Consider the following 24952-nt stretch of genomic DNA (forward strand, 5'->3'; position numbering starts at 1 on the left):
TATGAATAATAAACGTTTGGGAATTCCATATATAGCCTTTTTAAACGTAAAGAACAGTCTCACAAGATCAGTGGGACTTGTTCTTTTAATGGCAGTACTTTCTTTTGTCCTTTTTGGTGGAGCTATACTTTCAAAAAGCTTAAGCAACGGACTTGGACAAATGAAGGACAGGCTTGGTGCTGATCTTATGATCGTTCCCGTTGAAAATCAAAATGATCTGGAGGCTGTTTTGTTAAAGGGAGAGCCAAGCTGTTTTTATTTTAAAAGAACGCTTGAGGGAAAGGTTGCAGGGCTGGAAGGTGTTTCACTTTGCTCTTCCCAGTTTTTTCTGACATCGCTTGAAGCAGAGTGCTGTGATGCAAAGGTTCAGCTTATTGGTTTTGACCCTGATACCGATTTTGTAATTCAGCCCTGGATCAGGAAGACCTTTGACGGAGAGCTGAAAAACGGCGCTGTGATAGTCGGAAACGACATACAGACTGAATCGGGCGGGTTCATTAAGCTTTTTGGCAAGGAATATGAGATTGCTGCAAAGCTTGATGCCACAGGAACAGGACTTGACCAGGCAGTCTATGCGACAAAGGATACAATACTTAGAATGTATGCTGATGCTGAAGAAAAGGGACAGCGCTTTTTGGAAGACGCAGATCCAAAGGAGGCGATATCAGCCATACTTGTGCGCGTTCAGGAAGGCTATGACAGAAAAACACTTATAAAGAACATAAGACGGGAAATTGGTGGTGTTAAGATTGTTGAATCACAGAACATGATAACCGGAACTGCTGATAACATGAAAAATGTGGCAATCTTCTTATATATTTTTTCCGGTCTGTTTTTTCTGACTTCTGTAGCAACTCTTTTGCTGGTATTTTCAGTTATTTCAAACGAAAGGAAAAAGGAATTTGCGGTTCTGAGAACTCTTGGAGCAACCAGGAAGAAGCTTGCGGGAATTATACTTTCGGAGTCTGCAATAATAACCGGAACGGGTGGACTTGTAGGTGCAATTTTCGCAGCAATCATAATATTTCCGCTTAATGTGTACATAGGAGACAGACTGGGGCTTCCCTATCTTCTTCCGAATGCGGGGATGATAGCCTTTATCTTTCTTGTTGATCTTGTTGTTTCATTTTTGACAGGACCTCTTTCAGCAGCTCTTTTGGCAGTGAGAATCAGTAGAGCGGAAACCTATCTGACAATGAGGGAGGGTGAATAAATGACTTTGGAAATAAGGGGACTTGAGAAAAAGTTTATACAGGGAAATCGGGAAATATATGCGGTAAGAGATGCAGGTCTTTTTGTTCCCGGCGGAAGCTTTATTAGCATTATCGGTCGTTCCGGGAGCGGGAAAAGCACATTGCTTAATCTTATCGCAGGTCTTCTTGAACCATCAGGCGGAACGATTGTACTTAATACAAGAGAGATAGCAAGGCTTTCCGATGAGGAGGCATCATACCTTAGAAATTCCGAAATCGGATATATAATGCAGGGGAAAAGTCTTCTGAAAAATTTAACGGTTCTTGATAATGTACGCCTTCCATTTTACCTGTTTAACAGAGAAGGAGATGACACGGAAAGGGCGAGACAGCTTCTTGACAGGGTTGGCATTCTTCATCTTGAAAATGCTTATCCCTCCAGCCTTTCCGGAGGTGAGCTAAGGAGAGTTTCAATTGCGAGAGCGCTAATCAATAATCCCGGAATATTACTTGCTGATGAGCCTACGAGCGACCTTGACAGGGAAAATACATCAGGGATTCTTAAACTTTTCAGAAAAATTGCGGATGAGGGGACAACCGTAATCATGGTTACACACGAACTTGATACTCTTAAGTACGGAGATGCTGTTTACAGGATGGAGGAGGGTATTCTTACTAAGGAAAACGGAGCTGCAATTGCGTAGATATGTATTTATTCATTACATATTGTCCGGGTGACTGCTTATGCAGTTGGCTGTGATAGCATTTCTTTATATGTGACTATCACTTTTGGATATTTTACACTACAGTGGCTATATCTCATAATTATATTGTAAGGATTAGTACTGTACCGGGAATGTAGGAGTGCTTGCGGAACGGTACCGGCAACAGATCAGTATGAGTCAGATATAAACATATGTTGATAGATGAGGTATAACTTATGGGAAACATACTTGCTTTTGGAGATTCAAATACCTGGGGGCTTATCCCCGGAACGAAGGACAGATATCCTTGGGGGATTAGATGGACAAGTCTGGTTCAGGAAAATCTTAGGGAAGTAAGACTGGTAGAGGATGGCCTATGCGGACGGACTACCGTTTTTGACGATCAGCTTCGCCCTTTCAGAAAGGGTGCTGAGATATTGCCACTTAGTCTTGAGAGCAATTATCCTCTCGATGCTGCGATCATTATGCTTGGTACAAATGATTGCAAAACCATGTTTAAGGCTAATTCTCATATTATCGGAAAAGGCCTTGAGCTATGCCTGGACGAACTGGAAAAATATATAGCACCCGAAAAAATCCTGGTGGTCTCGCCAATAAAACTGGGAAATGAGGTATATCTTCCCGAAAAAGATCCCGAATTCGATGAGAACTCCGTTGCGACCAGCAAATCCTTAAAGCAGGAGTATGAGCGTATTGCAAGAAAAAGAGGTAATCAGTTCCTGGCAGCATCCGATTTTGCTGAACCAAGTACAGTGGATGATGAGCATATGGACGAGAAAGGCCATAAAGAATTATCTGTTGCAATCGTAAAAAAATTAGAGGAGATGAGGATTGCTTAGAAGAGGCGGTCCATATAGATGACAGCAGCACTGTCGTAAACTCGGACATTTTTTTTAAATTCAGTTTATGTTTTTCAATAGACAATATAGGGTTATGACATAAAGTAATAAGCGTCATACCATCTATAAATTATTGATAGATAGTGTGACGCATTTAATAAAAAACTAATTTGAGTTATTTGATATTTATGTGAGTAGTGTATGGGTCAGGTAGCGGGGCAGCAACAGAATTTGTTAAAAAACCTTTCTGATATGTTATATCAATAGTTTCCGATAAATTAACAGCTCTGGGGATACTGTCTTTTATTGACTTGAAAGTGCAACAAGCTTCATCACATACAGTTTTTAGTTGTTTTCTCTCTATAGAAGAAAACTTCTTGTGTGCTCTATTTGAAGTAGAAGGTACATCTATAGAATAATTTTTTCTGGTGAAACCAAGCTGGTTTTCTGATGCTAAAAAATTGTTTTCCATAGTATCAAGTGATGCATTACTTAAATCTGTTGCATCTACTAATTGCCATTTACCATTATATTTCACTATATTCCATATATGACCAGTACCATAAGCAGAACCTTGAACTGTCACACACTCAATATCATTAACATTACAAAAAAGTTGAAATGCTCTGGCATAGCTGCAACAAACACCTCTTCCTGAGAATAGTCCTTCAGGTAATTGATCCTTTCGATTATAACTTACTTTAGTTGTGCCGTCTGGTTGATGATCTATATATGTGTATGAAGAAGTATTAGTAGAATATATGATATTTTTTGCAACCATGTAAAATATTTTTCTCAATTTTGAATCAAGAGGGCCACTTATTTTATACTTCTTTGCAAACGCATTATTGTAATCTGCAAAGCGACAATCTTTAGCTACATATAAGTATGTACTACTGCAATAGATGTACCAATACACCTCAGGATAATCACAATTTAAAGCAAGCATCACATTATTACATTGTGTTGTAGTTAATTTGGTATCATTGGGAGTCCATGGATAAGCCCAATCACCCTCATAAGCATAGTTAATAGCAAACTCATACACATACCTTTCTGCTGACGTGACAAGTTTAGAAAACATTTTATTCCTACCAGAGCCAACATTTGTGGCTGTCCATGTGTTGCTATATGCATGACTTATAATTGGATGTATGGGTGCAGCTATTATTATTGGAATAACTATTCCAACTAAAATATGTAATAATATCTTTTTAATTTGCCTCATTTATACTCCTTCTTAGAAAAAATAATGAAATATTTTTATAGATCCTTTAGGTTATTCTTAGTGCTATAAATAACTTAACGTAATCCGCAGTTATTTAATAGTTGCATTTGTCTGTTTGCTGATTTTCTTTATAAGTTTCTGTTTAGAGTTTCCTTTGGCTCCTTTTAGAAGAATAGTTGCATTTTTACCAATCTTTCTGAATGCGTTCCTTCCAACATTTAAGTTTCCACTGTTATTTATTATTACCTGTTTTAGCTTCTTACAGTTATAAAATGCATTATCTTCTATATTTTTAACATGTGGACCTATAGTAATTGTAGTTAGTGATTTATTACCTTTTCCGGCACTTGCAGTAATAGTATTAACATAATAAATCTGATCATTATAGATAACATGATCTATATGAGCTTTCTTAACATTGGAAATAGAGATAACGAAAGTCATGGATGGATATATTTTATACGTAATTCCTTTTTTGGTTATTTTTATAGGCCAATCGCCATAAATTTCCTTATTATCGCCAGGTTCTATATCTTCTAAGTTATAGTTTATGGCGCGAGTAATATAGCCTGTATTATTAAAAAGTAATAGTAAACATAGCAAGATACTGACAATATTTATTACTCTATTAATTTTCATGATAAACAGGTCTCCTTCTACTGTCGTTATATAGGTAGAAATAATTATAATTTAGAATATTTAATTGTGTATTACCGTAGATAATCCTTGTAGTTGTTTTTATAATACCCTTATATGTTCAGCATGACAATATTGTTATCATATGTAAAAAGCTAAAGGTATTGGATATTACAAGTGTAGTTAAATATGTTCCTTTTTCTATATGCTTTTGGTATAATTAATATAAGCAAATAGAGATGTAGAAAAATTATCTATAAGTATATGTAGTGGTGTAGAAATCTTTGATGTGGAGGTAAATGACATGGCTATTATAGATAAGATTTTCGGAGAACATAAAGGTATGTACAATTCCCCTTCAGAGGATGAGCTGCAGATGGAACAAACGGGAACCAAGGAGAAGAAGCCGAAGGCAGAGATTTCCGAGGATGATACGGTAAGGTTTACTGAGCATGACAGATTTTGGGAGGGAATGAAATAAGTCATTTGTGATTTATCACGTTGACACTTTAGTGTACTAGTGTTATGCTTTTAAAAGATTTGAAGATAGAGGTTGCGTATTTTATCAGTATGAATTCTGATGCGACAGGCGCATATGAGGGATTCGGAAAGGACAATACGCCGAAGGATGAGCTTTCCTGAAGAGCTTGTACCTGGGCATACAGCTAATAACTGTATGACTGTCATCGTAAGATGGGGAGCTATCGTGCTAATATGATCAATGGTGATTTCATGAAGCTAACTCTCTTTGCGGTGGGTTAGCTTCATGTTTTGTGTTATATATATTAAAGGAGACTTTGAAATGGCAGTTTTTAAGGGTGCAGGTGTTGCCATTGCGACACCGTTTAATGAAGACGGATCAGTTAATTATGATGAGTTCAAGAGACTGATTGATTTCCAGATTGATAATGGTACAGACGCTATTATCGTATGCGGAACAACTGGAGAGAGTGCGACTATGACAGAAGAGGAGCACATGGAGGTTTCCAGGTTCTGCATAGAGTATGTTAACAAAAGAGTTCCCGTAATCGCAGGTGCCGGATCAAACTGCACCAAGACAGCGGTAGATCTTTCAATCGATGCAGCTAAGGCAGGAGCCGACGGAATTCTTTCCGTTACACCTTATTACAACAAGGCAACTCAGGATGGCCTTGTGCAGCATTTTACAGCCGTTGCCAAGGCAGTTGATATTCCGATAATCCTTTACAATGTTCCGAGCCGCACAGGCTGCAATATTCAGCCTGCAACCGCTGCCAAACTCTGCAAGGAAGTTGACAACATTGTTGGTATCAAGGATGCAACAGGCAATCTTGCTCAGACCACCAAGATGATGCAGCTTGCTGAGGGTGCTGTAGATCTTTATTCAGGAGAGGACGGACTGGTAGTTCCTATCATGTCACTTGGAGGACTCGGTGTTATTTCGGTTCTTTCAAACGTTGCACCAGCAAAGACACATGAGATGTGCCAGAAGGCTCTGGACGGTGATTTCGCAGGTGCTACCAGGATTCAGCTTGAAGCACTTCCTCTTATTGATGCTCTTTTCTCGGAGGTTAATCCTATCCCTGTAAAGGCAGCTCTTGAGATGATCGGCTTTAAGGCAGGCCCGCTTCGTCTTCCTCTTACATCAATGACTGAGGCAAACAGGGTGGTGCTTGAAAAGGAACTGAAGAAATTTTTGGCATAATAGTGTAACCTTTATGAGCAATAGTGCCGATTTTGCCGGATGAAAGGAGAACACGATGATAAAGGCAATAATGCACGGCTGTAACGGCCGTATGGGTCACGTGATCGTTGACCTTGCATCAAAGGATGAAAACATAGAAATTGTAGCAGGAGTAGATGCTTATGGTGAAAATACCTATAGCTTTCCTGTTTTTGATTCAATAGAAAAATGTGATGTGGATGCTGATGTTGTTATTGATTTTTCAAACGCATCAGCAGTTGATAATCTTCTGAAGGTATGTACTGATAAGAATCTGCCTGTAGTATTATGCACAACAGGACTTTCTGATGACCAGCTTTTGGAAGTAAAAAAGACTTCTGAGAAGGTTGCGGTTTTAAAGTCAGCCAACATGTCAGTTGGTATCAATATGCTGATGAAGGTTTTAAAGGAAATCTCACCTACACTTGATGCAGCAGGCTTTGATATTGAGATTGTTGAAAAGCACCATAATCAGAAGCTTGATGCTCCCAGTGGTACAGCTCTTGCACTTGCTGACAGTGTAAATGATTCATTATCCGAAAAGTGTGAGTATGTTTATGACAGAAGTAGCAGAAGAGAAAAGCGTCCAAAGAAAGAAATCGGAATTTCTGCAGTACGCGGTGGTACAATCGTCGGTGATCACGATGTCATCTTTGCAGGCACTGATGAAGTCATTACACTTTCTCACAGAGCATATTCCAGATCCGTATTTGCAAAGGGCGCTATTGAAGCTGCTAAATTCCTCGCAGGTAAGGGTGCGGGAATGTACGATATGAGTGATGTAATTTAAAAAATTAAGATTTCTGAGGAAATTCAGGAATCAATGTATTTAGGAAAAGCGGTTATGTAATATTGCAAAACCGCTTTTTATCTTATTGAAATTTATTTAGTAATTTGCTTTGTAATTTCTATAGATAAAACCGCTCAGCTATGAATTTTTTAATTACCGATATACACGACCGGTATATCGGATGTGAAGAGGGATATATGAGATTCAGACCTTGCATAGACATACATAACGGACAGGTTAAGCAGATTGTGGGCAGCAGCCTAAGGGACATGGGGGACTTGGCTACGGAGAACTTCGTGTCAGAGCAGGACGCTGCTTTTTTTGCACGCCTGTATAAAGAAAAAGGGCTATATGGCGGACACATAATAATCCTTAATGCTATAGACAGCCCATACTATGAAGCTACGGCAAATCAGGCACTTTCTGCGCTTAGAGAGACTCCGGGATACCTTCAGATAGGCGGTGGAATAACGGCAGATAATGCATGGAGATTTCTTGATGCAGGGGCATCACATGTCATAGTCACGAGCTACGTGTTTAAGGATGGAAAAGTAAACTATGACAATCTTCGTAAGCTCCTTAATGAGGTTGGAAAAGAGCATCTTGTACTTGATCTAAGCTGCCGGAAAAAGGATGATAAATATTATATTGTTACCGACAGATGGCAGAAGATGACGGAAGTAGAGGTGAATGCATCAACACTGGATGAGTTTTCCTCTTATTGTGACGAATTCCTTATTCATGCGGTAGATGTTGAAGGCAAACAGTCGGGTATTGAGGTGGAGCTTGCATCAATGCTTGGAAAATGGGGACAGCTTCCCACGACCTATGCCGGAGGAGTACATAACTTCGAAGACCTTACTTCTCTGAAGGAATGTGCCGACGGAAAACTGGATGTAACGGTTGGAAGTGCTCTTGATATCTTTGGCGGTAACATGAAATTTTCAGAGCTTCTTGAGTTTCTCAGAAAATGATAATCCAAAGATTTATGACGTCATGATACTAAAACATGTTTTTACGAAAAAACGAAGAATATGAGTATTTTCAAATATCATTAGAAATTCAATTTTAGATCATTGTTTATAAAATTCGATTAAATGTTAAAAATCCCCGGGTATATGTAAGTTCAATTCCCTGCCGCTATTACTGTAAATGTAATAGGGCGGAAGTGAAAATACATATACCCGGGGATACGTTTATAGATTCCTTAATGCATTTTTATTTTTACGTTCAAGAAGTCTGCTTAAGCAATGTTTATAATGAGAATTTTGCAACGAAATCCTGAAGTTCCTGAGCATTCTCGGCGAGACGGTCGGAAGCTTCCGCAACTTCGTGAGTTGATGCGGTCTGTTCCTGTGATGCTGCAGATACATTCTGTGTTTCGTCTGCTACGTTAACGCTCATTTCCTCAATCTTCTGGATGTTGTGAGCAATAGTCTCGGTACCGCCGGAGAGCTGATCAACAATTTCGCTCATGCGTGCACTTTGCTCTGAAACGGAATGAACTTTGTTAACGATTTCATTGAAGGTATTTCCGGCTTCGTTTACAACCTCTGAGCCTTCAATAACGCTCTGTGCGCCTTCACGCATGGACTCAACCGCTTCTTCAGAGCTCTTCATGATATCCTCAATGAGAACAGTGATATTGTTTGCTGCTTCGTTTGACTGATCGGCAAGCTTGCTGATCTCACTTGCAACAACCGCAAAGCCTTTACCCATTTCTCCTGCACGTGCAGCCTCAATGCTGGCGTTAAGGGAAAGAAGGTTTGTCTGACTTGCAATTTCAGCAATTGTGTCAACGAAGGAATCAATGTTCTTAAGCTTGTCACCAAGGCCTTCAACCATAGTTGCTGTATTTTCAACAGAATCTTTAATGGTTTCCATCATGGTAGTTGCATGATTCATATCTGCAGCACCCTTGGTAGCTGCTTCATTAGTGGCCTGAATCATCTCGCTTGAAGCGACGATAGCATCCTGGAATTCCTGCATGTTATTTACAAATGCCTGTGTTTCATTACTTGCACCGGATACAGCTGTAATCTGACCGCTGCAGGAGTTTGCAACATTCGTGCAAGAATTTGCAACCATTTCGCTGGCTTCAGCTGACTGAGAAGCACTTGCTGAAAGCTCTTCTGAAGCTGATGCAACGTAAGCAGTTGTATCTGAAATCTTTGCCATAAGCTCTCTGATATTTCCGTGTAAGAGATCAAGAGCATCGGAGATAAGACCAATCTCATTATTGTTCTTTTTAAGAGGACGAACCTTCTTCATGTCAGAATTATCACTAAAGTCACTGTTCGCCATTTTCTCCATTTCCTTAGCAACAAGAATAATGGGAGTTGTGATTTTTTTACCAATATAGAAGGCAAGGATTACGCCTAAAACGATAAGAACCAGAAGTACTATTACGGATTTAATAATAGCCTTGCTAAGAGCTTCCTGAGCAGCTTCTTTATACTCAGCTTCAAGATTATCAATGTGGTCAATCCATACACCGGTTCCGATTACCCAGTTCCAAGGCTCATAGAGCTGTGTGTAACCCATCTTGGGAAGAGGCTCTGTTTCATTCGGTTTAGGAAAACTGAAATATGAAAATCCGCCGCCTGCCTTAGCGTTAGCGATGAAATCCTGGATCATATGAACGCCGTTAGGGTCAACAGAATCAATACGACTCTGACCTTCTGTGTTTTCACGTCCAAGAAGTACAACGTTTATACCTTCTGTTGTATCAATCCAAAAGTATCCGTCACCATCCATGTAACGAAGCTCACGTACATAATCTGCGGCAATTCTTTTGGCGTCATCTTCTGTGATTGCACCGGACTTAGCTGCGTTATGTACCTGTTCAACCAGGCTTACAACGTTTTGAACCTGATTTTTTAATTCTGATTGCTGATCGGCCATCAGACGTTCGCGGTATGCAGCTGTCTGCGTATTATTGGTGGCAATGGTGCTGTTGATTGTGAAAAGCTCAATGACGATACCCGTAATAATAACGGCACCTGCAATGACTGCAATAAGAGAATACAATAAAGAACCGTTTCGTTTTTGCATCGTTATACCTCCATAAGAAATTGAAACACACATTTAGAATAGCAAACCGTGTTTGGTATAACAATTAATTTAGTATAAAATTTTGGTAAAATTAGATTGCACTCAAAAAACCCATCCGTTACCGGATGGGTTCTTGATTAATCATTTGTACATCTGCTGATTCTATATATAAAGAATAAGGCACATTGTAGTCTTGATTAAAATGTTTGCCGTTAATTAAAGCTTATTAACGTTAACGGCCTGCGGTCCTTTTTCGCCCTGGATTACATCGTAATCAACTGCAGCGCCTTCGTCGAGAGACTTGAAGCCCTCCATGTTGAGTCCTGAATAATGTACGAATACATCATTGCCTGCCTCATCAGAAATGAAGCCGTAACCCTTCTGGTTGTTGAACCACTTAACTGTACCCTTGTTCATAGCTTACCTCCACTAAAAATAAAAAAATAGTTCTTATCGTCATTCGAGTACATCAATTGACGATATGTTGTATTAAAACAACATAATTAGAATATCACAAGACTACTTAAAAGTAAAGGAATTATTAAAATATTCGCGAAAAAATTCACAATTCATCTAAGCTTGACCGGCATTACTTTACTTTAATTGTTTAGTGTGTTAAAATATGCAAGCAGTGAAGTGAATTGACGAAATATAGTAAACTTGCAAATTTTTATTTTAAAGAGATTATTACTGCAATCGAAATATTGGAGGATTGTATGAACAAGAAAATTCGTACAGAGGCAGTCGATCACCTTTTTGAGGCTATATTGTCACTCGATAATAAGGAAGAGTGCTACAGTTTTTTTGAAGATTTATGTACCGTTAACGAATTGATGTCACTTTCACAGAGATTTGAGGTGGCAGCAATGCTTAGAGAACATAAAACTTACCTTGAAATAGCTGAGAAGACCGGTGCATCTACAGCCACGATCAGCCGTGTGAACAGATCACTTAATTACGGTGACGACGGTTATGCACTTGTTTTCCAACGTATGAAGGAACAGTAAGGACAAAAACAAAATACCCCGTGATATATATTTTCATTTTCAGCAGGCTTGATTAAACAGCATCTGCTGAGGAAGAAAAAATGTGTCACGGGGATTTTTTTGTCTTATAAGAAATTATTCTGTTTTCCGTAAATTTTCAGATCTCGAATATCTGATGTCAGTTGTTTGTGGTAGCGGTAGCTCGTTCCTTGGCGGTTTCTGCAGAAGTCTTATCAGCTGTCATATTGCATTGCCCCTGGAAGATTGCATTTTCATCTATTACAAGGGTTTTGGCGGTCAGATCTCCGATAAGCTTTCCGGTGTCACTGATCTCAACCTTGCCTGTTCCTGCGCTTACATTTCCCTGAATTTCACCTGCGAGAAAAAGGTTGGTGGCTGAAACAGCTCCGACTATTTTTGCCTCCGGTCCAACTATAAGTGAACCGTTTACAGATACATTGCCGTTTATGGTGCCGTCTATTCTTGTGCTTTCCTTTGCGGAAAAAGGACCATCAACGATAGCGCCTGCTGCGATGAATGATGTTATGGGTTCTGCGGCGACATCAAGACCGCCTTCCTTTGAGTTGTTAAAAAGTGCCATTGTTTCCTCCTTGAAATGGGATGATTACCATATGTATTTACCCGTTTATTTGAGCGAGCTCTTCCGGGTTTATAAATACTCCGTCTTTTTTTATCTGATATCCAAGTTTTGTGTTATCACTTCCGACTACAAAAAGTGCAGTACCTTTTGTGACTGTATCACCTTCGTGGACAAGACTGTCACCGGCGTTTCGATAAATGGATATGTAACCATTGCCGTGATCGATTGTCACACAGTTTCCGTATTTGATATCTCCTGCAACTGAAGCTACCGTACCGGAACCTGAGGCAATAATTGTGGAATTCTCTTCGGTAGAAAGAATGAGGATTGGATCAAGCTTTGATACATCCACAGGCTCTTCGGCATTTTCTTCGTTTTCTTCACCTTCAGCTTTTTCCACAGCATTGCCGTCGGCATCGATAATACCGGCAATTGCAATATCAGAGGAATTCGGGTCATCATAAGTGTTGATCATGGAAGCAGTTCCGGAAATCGGAAGTTGGGAAGGAATGCTGAGTTGTTCTTCTTCGGCTGCAGTCTGTGCCTCAGCCTCAACCTTCTGGTTAAGTGCCTGGCTCAGCTGACTAACCTCATTCTGAAGTTCTGAATTGGCTTGGGTGAGTTCTTTGTTTGTCGTATCAAGCTCAAGAATCTTGGCATCCTGCTCGTTTGCATATTTTTTTAAAGATGAAACCGTGATTGCTGAATGCACAAGAAAGCACACCAGTGCTACAAAAATGGCAAATAGAGAAAAAGCCACAACCTGAGTGGCAATATGACTTAGATGAAAGCTTTCACTACTTCCGTCAGAGTCTCCTGAAATTATCATAAAAGTATAATGTCTTTTATGTCTGTGTTTTTTAGGTTTATTATAGTTTGCCATAAGAACCCCCTCTAAACTAGGCATATGATACCACAATTCCCTTAATTAGCCAAGATTGTTGCATATTTTAATATATGTGTGCAGATTCATCATGACTTCCTGAACGCAAAGATGAAAATGAGCTCAGGAATCTATATATGTTTGTTATTTACCCCATGGAAGTCAAAGCTGTAACTGACAAAAATGCGTAAAGAGCCAGTTTTGAGCATAGTAGTGAATGTTTACATTGCAGTAAAAACATAATATAATATGAGGGATTGCGACATGGAAAACATGAGCACATAGAAATACATTTAATTTGGAAGTGAGGTTACATTATGGCATTATTACAACAGTGGCGTGATATGGCTTATTCAGAAAAAGCTGATAAGGCACAGCTGCAGAAACTTTGGACAGATTATTTCCAGAAGGAAAAAGAAATCTACGCAATCCTTCTTAAAAATCCTGATGAGGAAGTTAAAGGCACAGTTAAAGAACTGGCTGAGAAATATAGCATAGATATCATGACAATGACAGGTTTCCTTGATGGTATCAATGATTCACTTAAGGAACAGAATCCTATCGAAGAGATGGATGAGAATACAGAGGTTTCTCTTGGCTTTGATAAGGAACTTCTTTACAAGAACATGGTTGCAGCAGGTGCTGACTGGCTTTACGGTCTTCCTGAATGGAACGAGATCTTCTCAGAGGAGAAGCAGAAGGAACTTTACAAGGAGCAGAAGGCTTCTCAGACTGTTCGCAAGGAGAACAAGGTTTATCCTAACGATCCCTGCCCGTGCGGAAGTGGCAAAAAGTATAAGAAGTGCCACGGTAAAGGTAAATTCTAATTGGATTTTATCCGAAAACTATATATGTCCCCCCCAAAAAAAAAATGGGGAATGCCACATTTTAAAATCTGTTTTGGATTTAAGATGTCAATAAAGAAAAGAACACCTCATAAAGCCTTCTCTCGCTAAGGGAGAAGGTGGCCCGATGGGCCGGATGAGGGTTTTTTTAATAAATAGTAACTATACCCGGTTGGTATGGTAGAAGGAGAAAGAGATGACAAAAGAAGAATTCAAAGAAGTGTATCGCCATTCATTGGCACACATTCTGGCAAAGGCCGTAATTGAGATTTACGGTAAGGAGACACAGTACGCAATTGGTCCGCAGGTGGCAGACGGTTGCTATTATGACTTCGTTTTGCCAAAGGCTGTAACAGAGGATGATTTCAAGGCAATCGAGGATAAGATGCGCGAGATCATCAAGAGAAGAGAGGATTGGACCAGAAAAGAGGTTTCAAAGGAAGAAGCACTTGAGATTTTCAAGGATCAGAAATTTAAGACTGAGCTTATAAATGATCTTCCTGATGGCGAGACTATCACAACCTACAATACAGGTGATGATTTCATCGATCTTTGCCGCGGACCTCACGTTGAGAACTCTCAGGAATTGATGAATGTTTCATACAAGGTAAAGGCAGTTTCCGGAGCTTACTGGAGAGGCGATGAGAAGAGAGATTCCATGACAAGAATCTATCTCTATGCATTTCCTACAAAGGATGAGCTTAAGGCTCACCTTAAGATGATCCAGGAAGCACTTGAGCGCGATCATAAAAAGATTGGCGCACAGCTCGACCTTTTCATGTTTGATGAGACAGCTCCCGGTATGCCTTACTGGCTTCCCAGAGGCTGGAGAATGTATCAGAAGCTTCTTAAATTCTCAAGAGATATACAGGAGAGACACGGATACACTGAGATAGCAGCGCCTCTTATCGATAATAAGAAGCTGTGGCTCATCAGTGGTCACTGGGCTCACTACATCAACAACATGTTTATTGTTCCCGGTATTGCAGGTCACGTACAGGCAGACACAAATATACCGGATGTAGCAGAGAGTATGGATGAGGATGCACCTAAGGCACCTGTTAAGATTGAGAGAGGATCTGTTATCTATAACAGAGAGCAGATTGACACAATGGGTGCTAAGCCTATGAACTGCCCTAATGCCATGATGACATATAAGAGAACAGTTCATTCATATAAGGAACTTCCTATTCGTTACAGTGAGTATGATGTCCTTCACAGAAAAGAAAAGTCAGGACAGATGAACGGTCTTTTCCGTGTTCAGGAGTTCAGACAGGATGATGACCATACATTCGTAATGGAGTCACAGATCGAGGATGAGATTGCTGATATCATTGCAATTGCTGATGAGATCTACAAGACTTTCGGTGTAACCTACAGAGCTGAGTTTTCAACACGTCCCGAGGACTTTATGGGTGATATCGAGGTTTGGAACAGAGCAGAGGCTGCTCTTAAGAACATCCTTGATAAGACCTACGGAGAGGGCGGCTATGAGATCAACGAGGGTGACGGAGCTTTCTATGGCCCTAAGATTGACCTTCAGATCAAGGACGCTCTTGGAAGAGAATGGCAGTGCGGTACTGTTCAGCTTGACTTCCAGCTTCCTCATAACTTTGGCCTTACATATCAGGCACAGGACGGAAGCCTTGAAATGCCTGTTGTTATTCACAGAGCTATTTACGGATCGCTTGAGAGATTCATCGGTATCATTATCGAGAACTTCAAGGGTGCATTCCCGTTCTGGCTCAGTCCTTATCAGGTAGGTATTGTTCCGATTCGTGTTGAGCATAACGAATATGCTAAGAAGGTTGCTGATCTTCTTTTCGAGAACGGAATTGATGTAGAGGCTGATTACTCCGACAACAACATGAAGGAGAAGATCAAGAAGTTTAAGAACTACAAAGATCCTTATATCATCGTACTTGGTGATAAGGAAGCTGCAGAGAACACAGTATCCATCAATGTTCGCGGCTCCAACAAGCAGATTCAGAATGTACCTCTTGAGAAGTTTGTTGAGATGTGCAAGAAGATGAATGCTGAACATACACTTGAGCTTATTGACAGTGTTGAATAATTAGCTTTATACCACCCGTAAGCACTCTGTGCTTACGGGTAATTTGGTAGGTGATCGTTTGTTGTTTTTTAAAAATTTTTTATGTAAAAAAAACATATGTAAAATTATAGCTCTGGCGGGAATGACTATAGCGGTGATCGGTTATGGAAATGGCTCCCTGAGGGTTTTTGCGGAGAGTATTACGGATGCTACCTCGGTTGGTGCAGGAGCAGTTCTTGATGATATTGTTGACGGTAAAAACGAAAACAAAGAAGAGGCGAATGCACCTTCGGAGTTTGGAAGTCTTCCTAAAGCACTTAGCTGTACATTTATAGTTCCCGCAGGCTTTCATATCTCTGACATACCGGGGCAATACGTAAATGAACATTATCCCTTGGAATCGGCAAATGTTACTTATAACATGACAGTGCTTCCAAAGGAGAAAGTATTAACCAATGCTGAAAAGGCAGCAGGTAAGACCGCTGATAACGGTGTGGAATACAGATATAATGAGCTTACATCCAAAATGTATGAAAGCATCCAGAAGGAAAACTATCAGAATCTATATGGTGAGAACATAAACTTCACTATGGAAACTTTTGAGAAAAAGGAATTTGACGGTTTTCCGGGCTATTTGATTAAGACTTCATTCACACCCGAAAATGCGCAGACCATACATCAGATGACTGCAATTGTGCTTTCATCAAATAAAGTTTTTACTGTGGTTTTTTCCCGCGCTGCTGATGATGATTTCGAAGAGGCATTTATTGAGAGCCTTGAGAGCATTCATGTTATAAAGCTGGATTAAGTAAGTGAATAATAGATTATAAAAAACTCTTATGTTAAAGCGTTTTGATAAGAAATGCGATAACATGAGAGTTTTTTTCTTTATTGTAAGAATTACTCTCAGGCCTGTTTTTCAATATGCGAAGTTCAAGTTAATTAATTGATTTTTTTCCACATATGAAATAAAGAAAATTGTAACTGAAAAAATGTCGGATATGAAAAAAGAAAAAACATTTTTTAATTTGACATTAGAAAATAAAATAAGAATAAGAAAAAGATACGGTGCCTATAACTGACCGCTTTGAGTCAGATAAAAGAAATGTTTCATATAAGAAGGTGAGAGGTAAGCAATGAAAATAACAAGAACAAAGCTTAATGGAATAGTTAATCCGATCGGATATTGCTTTAAAAAGATAATAGCATCCTGGAACGTGGAAGAGACGACTTCAAAGTCTCTTAAAAGCGGAGTCTTGGAGGTTTCTACAGATAGTGAATTTAATGAGATATTGTACAAAAAGGAATCTTCGGAGCTTGATCAGAGCGGAGAGGTTATAAATATAGAATTAAAACCAAGGACAAGATATTTCTGGAGAGTAACTGTAACCGGTGACAGGGATGACCGCGCTACATCCAAGACGCAGTTTTTTGAAACGGGGAAAATGGATGAACCCTGGATGGGAAAATGGATCGCAGCAGGCGAAGGAGAATGCTATCATCCGATTTTCAGAAAAGAGCTTTCTTTAAAAGAAAAACCTGCCAGTGCAAGGCTGTATGTCAGCTGCCTTGGAGTTTTTGAGGCCTATCTTGACGGGAAGAAGATCGGAAATGAAATTCTTACACCTTATATAAATGACTATGAGACCGGAATGCAGATAATTACCTTTGATGTTACTGATGAATTAAACGAGAAAAGTGTTCTGGATATTCAGGTTGCAAAGGGCTGGTATATGAGCAACTTCGGACTTGAGGGCGGTTATAATTTCGGAGACAGAATGGAGGCTATAGCAGAGCTTCATGTAGACTATGCGGATGGAAGTCATGAAGTAATCGGGACAGATGACAGCTTTGAGGTTTTGAAGAATGATGTAACCGATTCCGGGATTTATTACGGAGAAGATATCGACAGAACTGCAGGTACGCCTTCCATGGGAAATGCACAGGTAACCTGCGGGCAAAGAGAGCTTTTGGACAGATACAGTATTCCGGTGATTGTAAAAGAAGTTCTTAATGCAAAAGAAATAATACATACACCTGCAGGGGAGACGGTTGTTGATTTTGGCCAGAACCATGCGGGAATTATGGAGATAGACGCTGATTTTCCGGCAGATACAAAAATCATAATAGATTGTGGTGAGATACTGCAGGAAGGGAACTTTTTTAATAAGAATTATCGCGAAGCAAGATCCCGGTTCGTATACATTTCAGATGGAAGAAAGGAAACCATACATCCTAAGTTTACCTTCTTTGGATACAGATATTTAAGAATCACAGGTTGGCCGGGGGACATAGAACTTACTACGGAGAAAATCAGATCAAACGTAATCTATTCAGATATGGAGAGAACAGGCTTCATTGAAACCGATAATGAAAAGATAAACAGACTCTATGAGAACTGTATATGGGGTCAAAAGTCCAACTTCATAGATATGCCCACAGACTGTCCTCAAAGAAATGAGAGGCTTGGCTGGACCGGAGATGCACAGGTATTTTCACAGACAGCGAGCTACAACATGGATACGAGAGCTTTTTACAGAAAGTTTCTGCGTGATCTGGGGTCTGACGCAAAGCGTCATGAAGGTGCAGTGGCAAGCTTTCTTCCTAATACTGCAGGTAATCTTGCAGGAGTTGCAAGTATATGGGCAGATGTCAGCACGATAGTTCCCGAGGTTTTGTATAACACCTTCGGAAATCTTGAAGACATTAAAGAGCACTATGAGATGATGAAGGGCTGGGTCGAATACATGCACAGAAATGATGAGGAGCATGGCGATAAAGGCTTCTTTATATTGCCTTTCCAGTTTGGCGACTGGCTGGGGCTCGACGGAATTACAGAGCAGAGCTTTAAGGGCGGAACTGATGATAATTATCTGTCTGCTGTTTATTATTACAGGTCTACGGTCATTACCGCAAAAATGGCGGAGCGTCTTGGCTATAAAGATGATCGGGAAAAATACGAAGCACTGGCAAAGAAGGTTAAGGGAGCAATCCTTGATGAGTATTTCTCAAAAAACGGAAGGCTTGCCTGCGATACTCAGGCTGCTTACATCGTGGCTCTTGCTTTTGATATATACGTGGACAAAGACAAACTTACAGAGCAGTTTGTGGAGAGACTTACAAAAGACTGCTTTAAGATAAAATGCGGATTTGTAGGAGCACCGCTTCTTTGTACCACCCTTGCAAAAATCGGAAGGATGGACCTTGCTTATCAATTCCTGTTTAATGAAGATTTCCCGAGCTGGCTTTACTGCGTAAATCTCGGGGCTACTACAATCTGGGAGAGATGGAATTCTGTAATGCCTGATGGCTCCATTTGCGGAGAGGGAATGAATTCATTAAATCACTATTCCTACGGAACGATTGTACAGTTCATGTATGAATATATCGGTGGACTTCGTCCCGCTGCAGAAGGTTTTAAACGTGCTGTCATTGCTCCCGAACCGTCTATGAGATTCAGACATTTTGGAGCCTCGATGGTAACTGCACAGGGCAAATATGTTTCGAACTGGAAAATCGAAGAAGATGGAAAAATCACCCTGCATATTGAAATTCCGTTTGGCGGGGGCGCAGATGTAAGGCTTCCGAGATTTAGCAAAAATATGTTTAATGCTGATTGCATTGATGTAGATTCTGTAAATTGGGATGGGATGATTACGCTCCCTGCAGGAACTTATGATATCAGTTATATGCCGTCTAAGGATTACCGATATGTGTACGGAGCTGAAACCAGACTTTCCGAACTTGAGAAGGATGATGAAGTAATGGGAATTTTGCAAAAGGAGCTTCCCGTTGCTTTTGGAATAATCAAAAATCATGATCCTGAAAACGGTAATCACACCCTGGGAGAGCTGCCGTTTTTATTCTACATGGGCTTTTCGCCGGAGACGGTTAACCCTGTTACAGATAAGATATTTAAACTTAAGAGGTGGTAATTGATGAAGAAAATAAAGTGGAACGAGGATTGGCTGTTTTGGGATAGCAAGGATGCCTTTGCTTTAGTGTGGAACATCCCCGAAAATGCAAAGAAGGTGACTCTTCCTCATGATGCAATGATAGAGACTCAAAATGTCGCTGACTCACCAAACGGAGGAAATACAGGGTTTTATAACGGCGGTTCATACACTTATGTGAAGTTTTATGAATCAAAGCCTGGAGACAGAAGCAGAAATATCATGCTTTTATTTGAAGGCATATACATGAACTCGTTTGTCTATGTAAACGGACAGCTTGCCGCAAACAGACCTTATGGCTATTCGCAGTTTATCGTTCCTATATCACAGCTTCTAAAGGAAGAAGGGGAAAATGAGATACGTGTTCAGGTAAGAAACAATGCCTGCCCAAATAGCCGCTGGTATACGGGCTCTGGTATATATAGGGATGTTTATCTTTTAAGTGCAGGTAATACATATATTAAAGAAAATGGGTTACTTGCTACTACAGAGGAATGCAGCAAAGAGGAGGCAACTGTACTTTTAAAGGCGCAAATAACAAATGATGACACTGTGCCAAAGGACATACTTGTTACCTTTAAAATTGAAGACTCAAAGGGAAAAACAGCTGCGTATGAACAGAAGGTTATGAGTATAAATAAGGGTGATTCGGCAGAAGTGTTTTCCAGATTATTTATTGATAATCCAATGCTGTGGTCAGATGAGTCTCCCAATCTGTATAAGGCAGAGGTTACGATTGCTGCGGCTAATATCGGAGAAGATGGCAAATGCTGTCAGGGTGAAATCATGGATAAGGCTGAAGAAGTTATCGGTATAAGGAAACTCCGGCTTGATGCAAAACATGGACTTAGAGTAAACGGGAAAACTGTAAAACTTCGCGGAGCATGTATTCATCATGATAGTGGGATTTTGAGTGCAAAAACGTACTACGAAGCTGAGTTTAGAAGAGTCACAATATTAAAAAAGGCCGGATTTAATGCTATAAGAATGTCACATCATCCTGCAGCACCGGCACTTGTAAAGGCCTGCGATGAGCTTGGAATGTATATTATGGATGAAGCCTTTGATATGTGGACAAGGGCAAAATCGGACTATGATTATAACCTCTATTTTAATGATTGGTGGAAGAGAGATATAGAATCCATGGTAATGAAGGATTACAACCATCCTTCCGTCATAATGTATTCCATCGGAAATGAGATCCCGGAAATCGGAACTGATGAGGGAAGCAGGCTTGCAAGACAGATAAGTGAGCTTTGCCATAAACTTGATCCCTACAGATACACACTTGCATCTATAAACGGTGTGTTTGCGGCAGGGGACGGTGTTCCACAGATAACTGCGGATGTAGCGGCATCTCTGGATGGGACAGACGACTCCATAAATGTCAATGATTTCATGACGATCATGGATAAATATATGGATAAAATTGTTGCTCATCCTGAGATCACAAAAAGGCTTGATAAGGCCTGCGCAGCAACAGACATTGCGGGCTATAATTATATGACTGCGAGGTATGCTCTTGATAATAATCAGGCGCCAAACAGGATTATTGTGGGTAGTGAAACATATCCCCCGGAGATAGCTGTCAACTGGCGAGAAGTCATGAAATACGATCAGGTTATAGGTGATTTTACCTGGACCGGATGGGATTACATTGGAGAAGCGGGAGTTGGAATTCCTGCGTATAAATTCGGGGACGGAGGCTTTGGAGCATGCTTCCCGGCAAGGCTTGCCTATACAGGAGATATTGATATAACGGGATTCAGAAGACCCCTCTCATACTACAGAGAGATAGTTTTCGGACTTAGAACAAAGCCCTATATTGCAGTTCAGGATCCTGCTCATTACGGAGAAAAGCTTATAAAGACACCCTGGGTAATGAGTGATGCGATTTCAGGATGGAACTTTGACGGATATGAAAATAAGCCGGTTTTGGTGGAAATATATTCTGCAGGCGATGAGGTTGAATTGTTCCTTAATGATGAAAGTATCGGAAAAAAGAAGATGACTGACGCTGATAATTGCAGGGCGATTTTTGAAACAACATATTCCCCGGGCACACTTAGAGCGGTGTCAAGGGAAAACAGAGCAGATATCGGAGAATATGAGATAACTACGGCAAAAGGTGATGTAAACCTTGTTGCAGAGGTTGATGAGCATTTACCGGTTAATAGTAGCTTGTTATATATCAATCTTTCTCTGGTAGACGCAAATGGGAATGTTTTTACAGATAAAGAAGCGCAAATTACAGTAGAGGCTATGGGAGATGGTGAACTGATTGGACTTGGCTCTGCCAATCCCAAATCACAGGAAAACTATTGCGGAAATATGACAACCACCTGGAATGGCCGTGCTCTTGCCATCATACGCAAAAAAACCGAAGGGCATGTGTCTTTGAAGGTATCATCAAGCGATGGGGAAATTGTGATTTTGAAAGAAGTATAAAAGACAATCACAGTAAAGAGTCTTTTTGACCTATTATTCTTAATTCGAGTGTTGTGTCTGGAGATTTATGCAGTAATCAGACACTTGCACTAATCAAAGTTTGGATTTCAAGTGTCAGAATTGGGAATTTGCTGTCGAAATGCAACGAACGAAGATAAGCCTGGCCATCAAAGAATTTTTTTTAATCTTTTTGTTTTGTCATAATAAAAGGCCTCCTTAAGATTTTATCTTAGGAGGCCTTATTCATGCGATATATTAGTACAGCATTTATTTAAGTACTGGAACCAAAGCATTGCATTCTTATTTGATAGTATAGTTCCTAAAGCGTTGGTTCATTCCTATAGAGTTTATACTTTAGTTTATTTGCTTCCATTCGTATATCCAGGCAATGGATGCTCCGCCAAACTGAGAAAAAACGATGGCTTTTTGTTCGCCTAAGGTTCCGCCCTTTGGAACTTTATAGGTGACATCGGAGTCGAGATTAAGAGCAAAATCCTGATTCTGACTGCAGTTTAGATACATATCTTTAGATGAGGTGAATTTGTCACCGCCGTTATAATCTACAGTACCTGACTTGCAACCGTTCCAGCTTACATAGATTCTGTATGGCTCACCCACATCCTTGGCTTTATTGGACATGTTCATTGACACCTTAAGGCTTATGGTATCATCGGGCTTTAGAGTATCAAGCGGAGCTGTGCACCTGGTTGTGAATGTTGAAGTAACTTTATTACCGCTATTGTCATGAGCATTAAAAATCTCTTGTACGGTTATGCTTTGAATATCAGCGTCATAGCATCTGTTGTATAGACCTTCTACTCTGGGGTCCGGGATGTCTTTTACAACACCTTTTTTCACCCAGGCATATACGGGATCCACGTGGGTTACTGTGATATCACATTTTAGTACAGAGTCCCCAACATAAACTTCTGCAATGGTTTTCCCTGCTTTAAGGCCTTTAATGGAGAAAGTGTTAACACCGGTAGCTGCCACAGAGGCAATGGTTTCATCAGCTATAACACATTTATCGGCTGTACCCGTTCCGACGTATCTGAGAGTTTCTGTGCTGTTATCTTTGAGCTCCAGACTCTTTGAGCTAAGTTCACATTCAACCACTTTTACTTTGCACTTAAGCACTTTTTTTCCTACTTTGACTTTTATGGTGGCAGAGCCTTTTTTACGGGCTGTTATATTTCCTTTTTTATTTACCTTTGCCACCTTGGATTTTGAAGAAGTGTAGGATTTGGCTTTTCCGTTTTTGACTTTAAGAATATAGGAAGTGCCTTTGACAAGAGTAAGCTTTGATTTTGATAAAGATGCGGATTTTGCACCTGCACTTACCGGTATAAAGATGATAAATGCCAGAATTACCAATAATGAAACAATAATCTATTTGATGTTCTTATTCACTGTTTTTCCCCTCTTTAAACAATTTATTATTTCTATAAATAATTATACAAAAAAACCAATTTGCATTATACCCTTATCTGAAAAAATGTCGGATTTGGAAAAAGTAACTACATGGAGGGCGCCAGGCTATATTGCTATTATAATCATGCAAAGCAAAAAACATTGTTACCAAAAAAATAAAAAGGAGAAGGACAATGGGGAACAATAGCAATACGAAAAATAAATCTGAAGTTGGAAGTGCGTTTAGCTGGTTTCATGCCACTTCCGTAAATGGCGGAGCGATGATGGTCGCAGCAGTTTTGGCAAGTTATCTTTCTGTTTATATGACAGATACACTGAAAATTCCTGCAGCGATATGTTCAGTGATAATGCTGATCTCAACTTTATGGGATGCAATTAACGATCCAATCATGGGTGTTCTTGCGGACAGTACACATACGAAAATGGGCAGATATCGTCCCTACTTTTTATTTGCACCTGTGCTTCTGACATTCTTTGCAACTATGGTATGGGTAGACTGGGGATTTACAAATACCACAGCAAAGGCTGTATATATTCTGATCATGTACATAGGTTACGGAATGACAGTTACTATGTACACAATGCCACAGATGGCAATACTTCCTGCAGCCGTTAAAAAGGATCAGGAGAGAAACAAGATTATTACTATGGGTGCGGGATGCTGTGCAGCTGCATTTACAATCGGGAACACATTCACACCGAATATAACAGGATTTTTTAACAGTCTTGGTTTTTCAAACGGCTATGTTCCGTACATGCTGATCTGTGGTGTACTTTCATTCATTTCATTCTGGGGATTATTTAAGGCTTCCAAGGGACAGGAGATATATCTTTCTGAGCCTGAGAAGAATCCGTTTAAGGGAATCGGAATGGTTCTGAAATATAAGGAAGTATATCCGAACATCATTGCCTGGGTAATGGCATCAATGGGGTACGGTCTGATGTTTGCGTCTTCCGTTTACTATATGATGTACTACTATGAAAGACCTGATCTTATCGGTGTATATATGGGTGTTATTTCGGTTGGTGCACTTGTTTCAATGGTTGTTGCTATGCCGATTGTACTTAAGATATTTAAGACAGGTCAGAGAGCACTTTGCTTCTCACAGATTTCAACAATTATTATGTATATTATTCTTTTCTTCTTTGGAAAAACAAACTTTGTTTTCCTGTGCGTACTTACCTTTATTGCATCAGTGGCCGGCGCAATGCAGAATGCACTTGTTAATATTCTTGTAAATGACACAATCGACTTCATCATGTACAAGGAAGGAAAAACAGCTAACGGACTGGTTTCTTCAATCAAGGGATTTGCACAGAAGTGCGGAAACACAGTTACAAATTCGGGAATTCTTGCAATCCTTGCAGCATCAGGTTATGTTGCAGGAGCAATCGGACAGCAGCCTGCATCAGCAATGTTTGCACTTAACTTTATAAAATTCGGAGCACCTTCAGTTACAGGACTTATCGTTGTTCTTTGTGTAGTCTTTGGACCTATCAGAAAGTACAAGGCAGAAATCGAAGAGATGAAAGCAAAAATGCATGCAGAAGGCGATAATAAAGTAGCGTAATAACAGGGATCCTT

At 40.0% G+C, this 24952-nt stretch carries 22 protein-coding genes and 1 riboswitch; of the genes, 15 read left to right on the forward strand and 7 right to left on the reverse strand.

The window, feature by feature from the left end; genetic code table 11:
- The first annotated feature begins 1 nt into the window (after position 1).
- The 3 genes from BV60_RS0106050 to BV60_RS0106060 all read left to right on the forward strand — a co-directional run bounded on the left by BV60_RS0106050 (position 2) and on the right by BV60_RS0106060 (position 2757).
- Entirely contained in the window at positions 2–1213 is a 1212-nt protein-coding gene (locus BV60_RS0106050; protein ID WP_029320247.1) for an ABC transporter permease, read from the forward strand.
- Positions 1214–1897: an ABC transporter ATP-binding protein gene (locus tag BV60_RS0106055; protein WP_029320249.1), complete on the forward strand. Its 684-nt coding sequence runs from the start codon at positions 1214–1216 to the stop codon at positions 1895–1897.
- Between the two features lie 236 nt (positions 1898–2133).
- Entirely contained in the window at positions 2134–2757 is a 624-nt protein-coding gene (locus BV60_RS0106060; protein ID WP_029320251.1) for a GDSL-type esterase/lipase family protein, read from the forward strand.
- Between the two features lie 175 nt (positions 2758–2932).
- Here BV60_RS0106060 and BV60_RS0106065 read toward each other — a convergent pair whose 3' ends face one another.
- Together BV60_RS0106065 and BV60_RS0106070 are read right to left on the reverse strand one after the other, a co-directional pair.
- Positions 2933–3985: a transglutaminase domain-containing protein gene (locus tag BV60_RS0106065; protein WP_029320253.1), complete on the reverse strand. Its 1053-nt coding sequence runs from the start codon at positions 3983–3985 to the stop codon at positions 2933–2935.
- Between the two features lie 90 nt (positions 3986–4075).
- Complete coding sequence (locus BV60_RS0106070) at positions 4076–4624, reverse strand: leucine-rich repeat protein (RefSeq protein WP_029320255.1); 549 nt, start codon at positions 4622–4624, stop codon at positions 4076–4078.
- 301 nt (positions 4625–4925) lie between these two features.
- Between BV60_RS0106070 and BV60_RS23135 the strand changes: the two genes are divergently transcribed.
- From BV60_RS23135 to hisA, 4 genes are all read left to right on the forward strand, one after another.
- Positions 4926–5102 (forward strand): hypothetical protein, encoded by a 177-nt coding sequence (locus BV60_RS23135; protein WP_156035989.1) that lies wholly within the window; start codon positions 4926–4928, stop codon positions 5100–5102.
- Positions 5103–5160: 58 nt separating this feature from the next.
- Positions 5161–5333, forward strand: a riboswitch (Lysine riboswitch).
- Positions 5334–5423: 90 nt separating this feature from the next.
- Complete coding sequence (dapA, locus tag BV60_RS0106085) at positions 5424–6305, forward strand: 4-hydroxy-tetrahydrodipicolinate synthase (protein ID WP_029320257.1); 882 nt, start codon at positions 5424–5426, stop codon at positions 6303–6305.
- A 55-nt stretch (positions 6306–6360) separates the two neighbouring features.
- Complete coding sequence (gene dapB, locus BV60_RS0106090; RefSeq protein WP_029320259.1) at positions 6361–7113, forward strand: 4-hydroxy-tetrahydrodipicolinate reductase; 753 nt, start codon at positions 6361–6363, stop codon at positions 7111–7113.
- A gap of 197 nt (positions 7114–7310) precedes the next feature.
- Positions 7311–8087 (forward strand): phosphoribosylformimino-5-aminoimidazole carboxamide ribotide isomerase, encoded by a 777-nt coding sequence (gene hisA / locus BV60_RS0106095; protein WP_029320261.1) that lies wholly within the window; start codon positions 7311–7313, stop codon positions 8085–8087.
- A gap of 280 nt (positions 8088–8367) precedes the next feature.
- Here the strand turns inward: hisA and BV60_RS0106100 are convergent, their stop codons facing one another.
- The gene (locus BV60_RS0106100; RefSeq protein ID WP_029320262.1) at positions 8368–10167 is read right to left on the reverse strand and encodes a methyl-accepting chemotaxis protein; all 1800 of its coding nucleotides are present in this window, start codon (positions 10165–10167) and stop codon (positions 8368–8370) included.
- 216 nt (positions 10168–10383) lie between these two features.
- The gene (locus BV60_RS0106105) at positions 10384–10584 is read right to left on the reverse strand and encodes a cold-shock protein (protein WP_022761586.1); all 201 of its coding nucleotides are present in this window, start codon (positions 10582–10584) and stop codon (positions 10384–10386) included.
- 299 nt (positions 10585–10883) lie between these two features.
- Between BV60_RS0106105 and BV60_RS0106110 the strand changes: the two genes are divergently transcribed.
- Entirely contained in the window at positions 10884–11174 is a 291-nt protein-coding gene (locus BV60_RS0106110; protein WP_029320263.1) for a YerC/YecD family TrpR-related protein, read from the forward strand.
- Positions 11175–11331: 157 nt separating this feature from the next.
- On the opposite strand, the gene BV60_RS0106115 is transcribed toward BV60_RS0106110, so the two are convergent.
- Both BV60_RS0106115 and BV60_RS0106120 read right to left on the reverse strand, forming a co-directional pair.
- Positions 11332–11754, reverse strand: coding sequence for a bactofilin family protein (locus BV60_RS0106115; RefSeq protein ID WP_051656544.1), 423 nt, complete (start codon positions 11752–11754; stop codon positions 11332–11334).
- A 37-nt stretch (positions 11755–11791) separates the two neighbouring features.
- Complete coding sequence (locus BV60_RS0106120; protein WP_029320265.1) at positions 11792–12637, reverse strand: murein hydrolase activator EnvC family protein; 846 nt, start codon at positions 12635–12637, stop codon at positions 11792–11794.
- 317 nt (positions 12638–12954) lie between these two features.
- On the opposite strand from BV60_RS0106120, the gene BV60_RS0106125 reads away from it, so the two are divergent.
- The 5 genes from BV60_RS0106125 to BV60_RS0106145 all read left to right on the forward strand — a co-directional run bounded on the left by BV60_RS0106125 (position 12955) and on the right by BV60_RS0106145 (position 21936).
- The gene (locus BV60_RS0106125) at positions 12955–13464 is read left to right on the forward strand and encodes an SEC-C metal-binding domain-containing protein (protein WP_029320266.1); all 510 of its coding nucleotides are present in this window, start codon (positions 12955–12957) and stop codon (positions 13462–13464) included.
- A 214-nt stretch (positions 13465–13678) separates the two neighbouring features.
- Positions 13679–15556 (forward strand): threonine--tRNA ligase, encoded by a 1878-nt coding sequence (locus tag BV60_RS0106130; RefSeq protein ID WP_029320267.1) that lies wholly within the window; start codon positions 13679–13681, stop codon positions 15554–15556.
- 121 nt (positions 15557–15677) lie between these two features.
- A complete protein-coding gene (locus BV60_RS0106135) occupies positions 15678–16343 on the forward strand; it encodes a hypothetical protein (RefSeq protein ID WP_156035992.1) in 666 nt (221 codons plus the stop codon).
- Positions 16344–16671: 328 nt separating this feature from the next.
- Positions 16672–19470: an alpha-L-rhamnosidase gene (locus tag BV60_RS0106140; RefSeq protein ID WP_029320269.1), complete on the forward strand. Its 2799-nt coding sequence runs from the start codon at positions 16672–16674 to the stop codon at positions 19468–19470.
- Positions 19471–19473: 3 nt separating this feature from the next.
- On the forward strand, positions 19474–21936 hold the full coding sequence (locus BV60_RS0106145) for a glycoside hydrolase family 2 TIM barrel-domain containing protein (protein WP_029320270.1): 2463 nt from the start codon (positions 19474–19476) through the stop codon (positions 21934–21936).
- Positions 21937–22290: 354 nt separating this feature from the next.
- On the opposite strand, the gene BV60_RS0106150 is transcribed toward BV60_RS0106145, so the two are convergent.
- A complete protein-coding gene (locus BV60_RS0106150) occupies positions 22291–23310 on the reverse strand; it encodes an Ig-like domain-containing protein (RefSeq protein WP_029320271.1) in 1020 nt (339 codons plus the stop codon).
- Here BV60_RS0106150 and BV60_RS0106155 point away from each other — a divergent pair.
- Together BV60_RS0106155 and BV60_RS0106160 are read left to right on the forward strand one after the other, a co-directional pair.
- A complete protein-coding gene (locus tag BV60_RS0106155) occupies positions 23222–23554 on the forward strand; it encodes a hypothetical protein (protein WP_156035995.1) in 333 nt (110 codons plus the stop codon). The genes BV60_RS0106150 and BV60_RS0106155 overlap by 89 nt on opposite strands.
- Positions 23541–24938, forward strand: coding sequence for an MFS transporter (locus BV60_RS0106160; RefSeq protein WP_029320273.1), 1398 nt, complete (start codon positions 23541–23543; stop codon positions 24936–24938). Before BV60_RS0106155 ends, BV60_RS0106160 begins: the two co-directional genes overlap by 14 nt.
- Positions 24939–24952 lie beyond the last annotated feature (14 nt).

The sequence above is a fragment of the Butyrivibrio sp. AE3004 genome (assembly GCF_000703165.1).
In the GTDB taxonomy this organism is placed as follows: domain Bacteria; phylum Bacillota; class Clostridia; order Lachnospirales; family Lachnospiraceae; genus Butyrivibrio.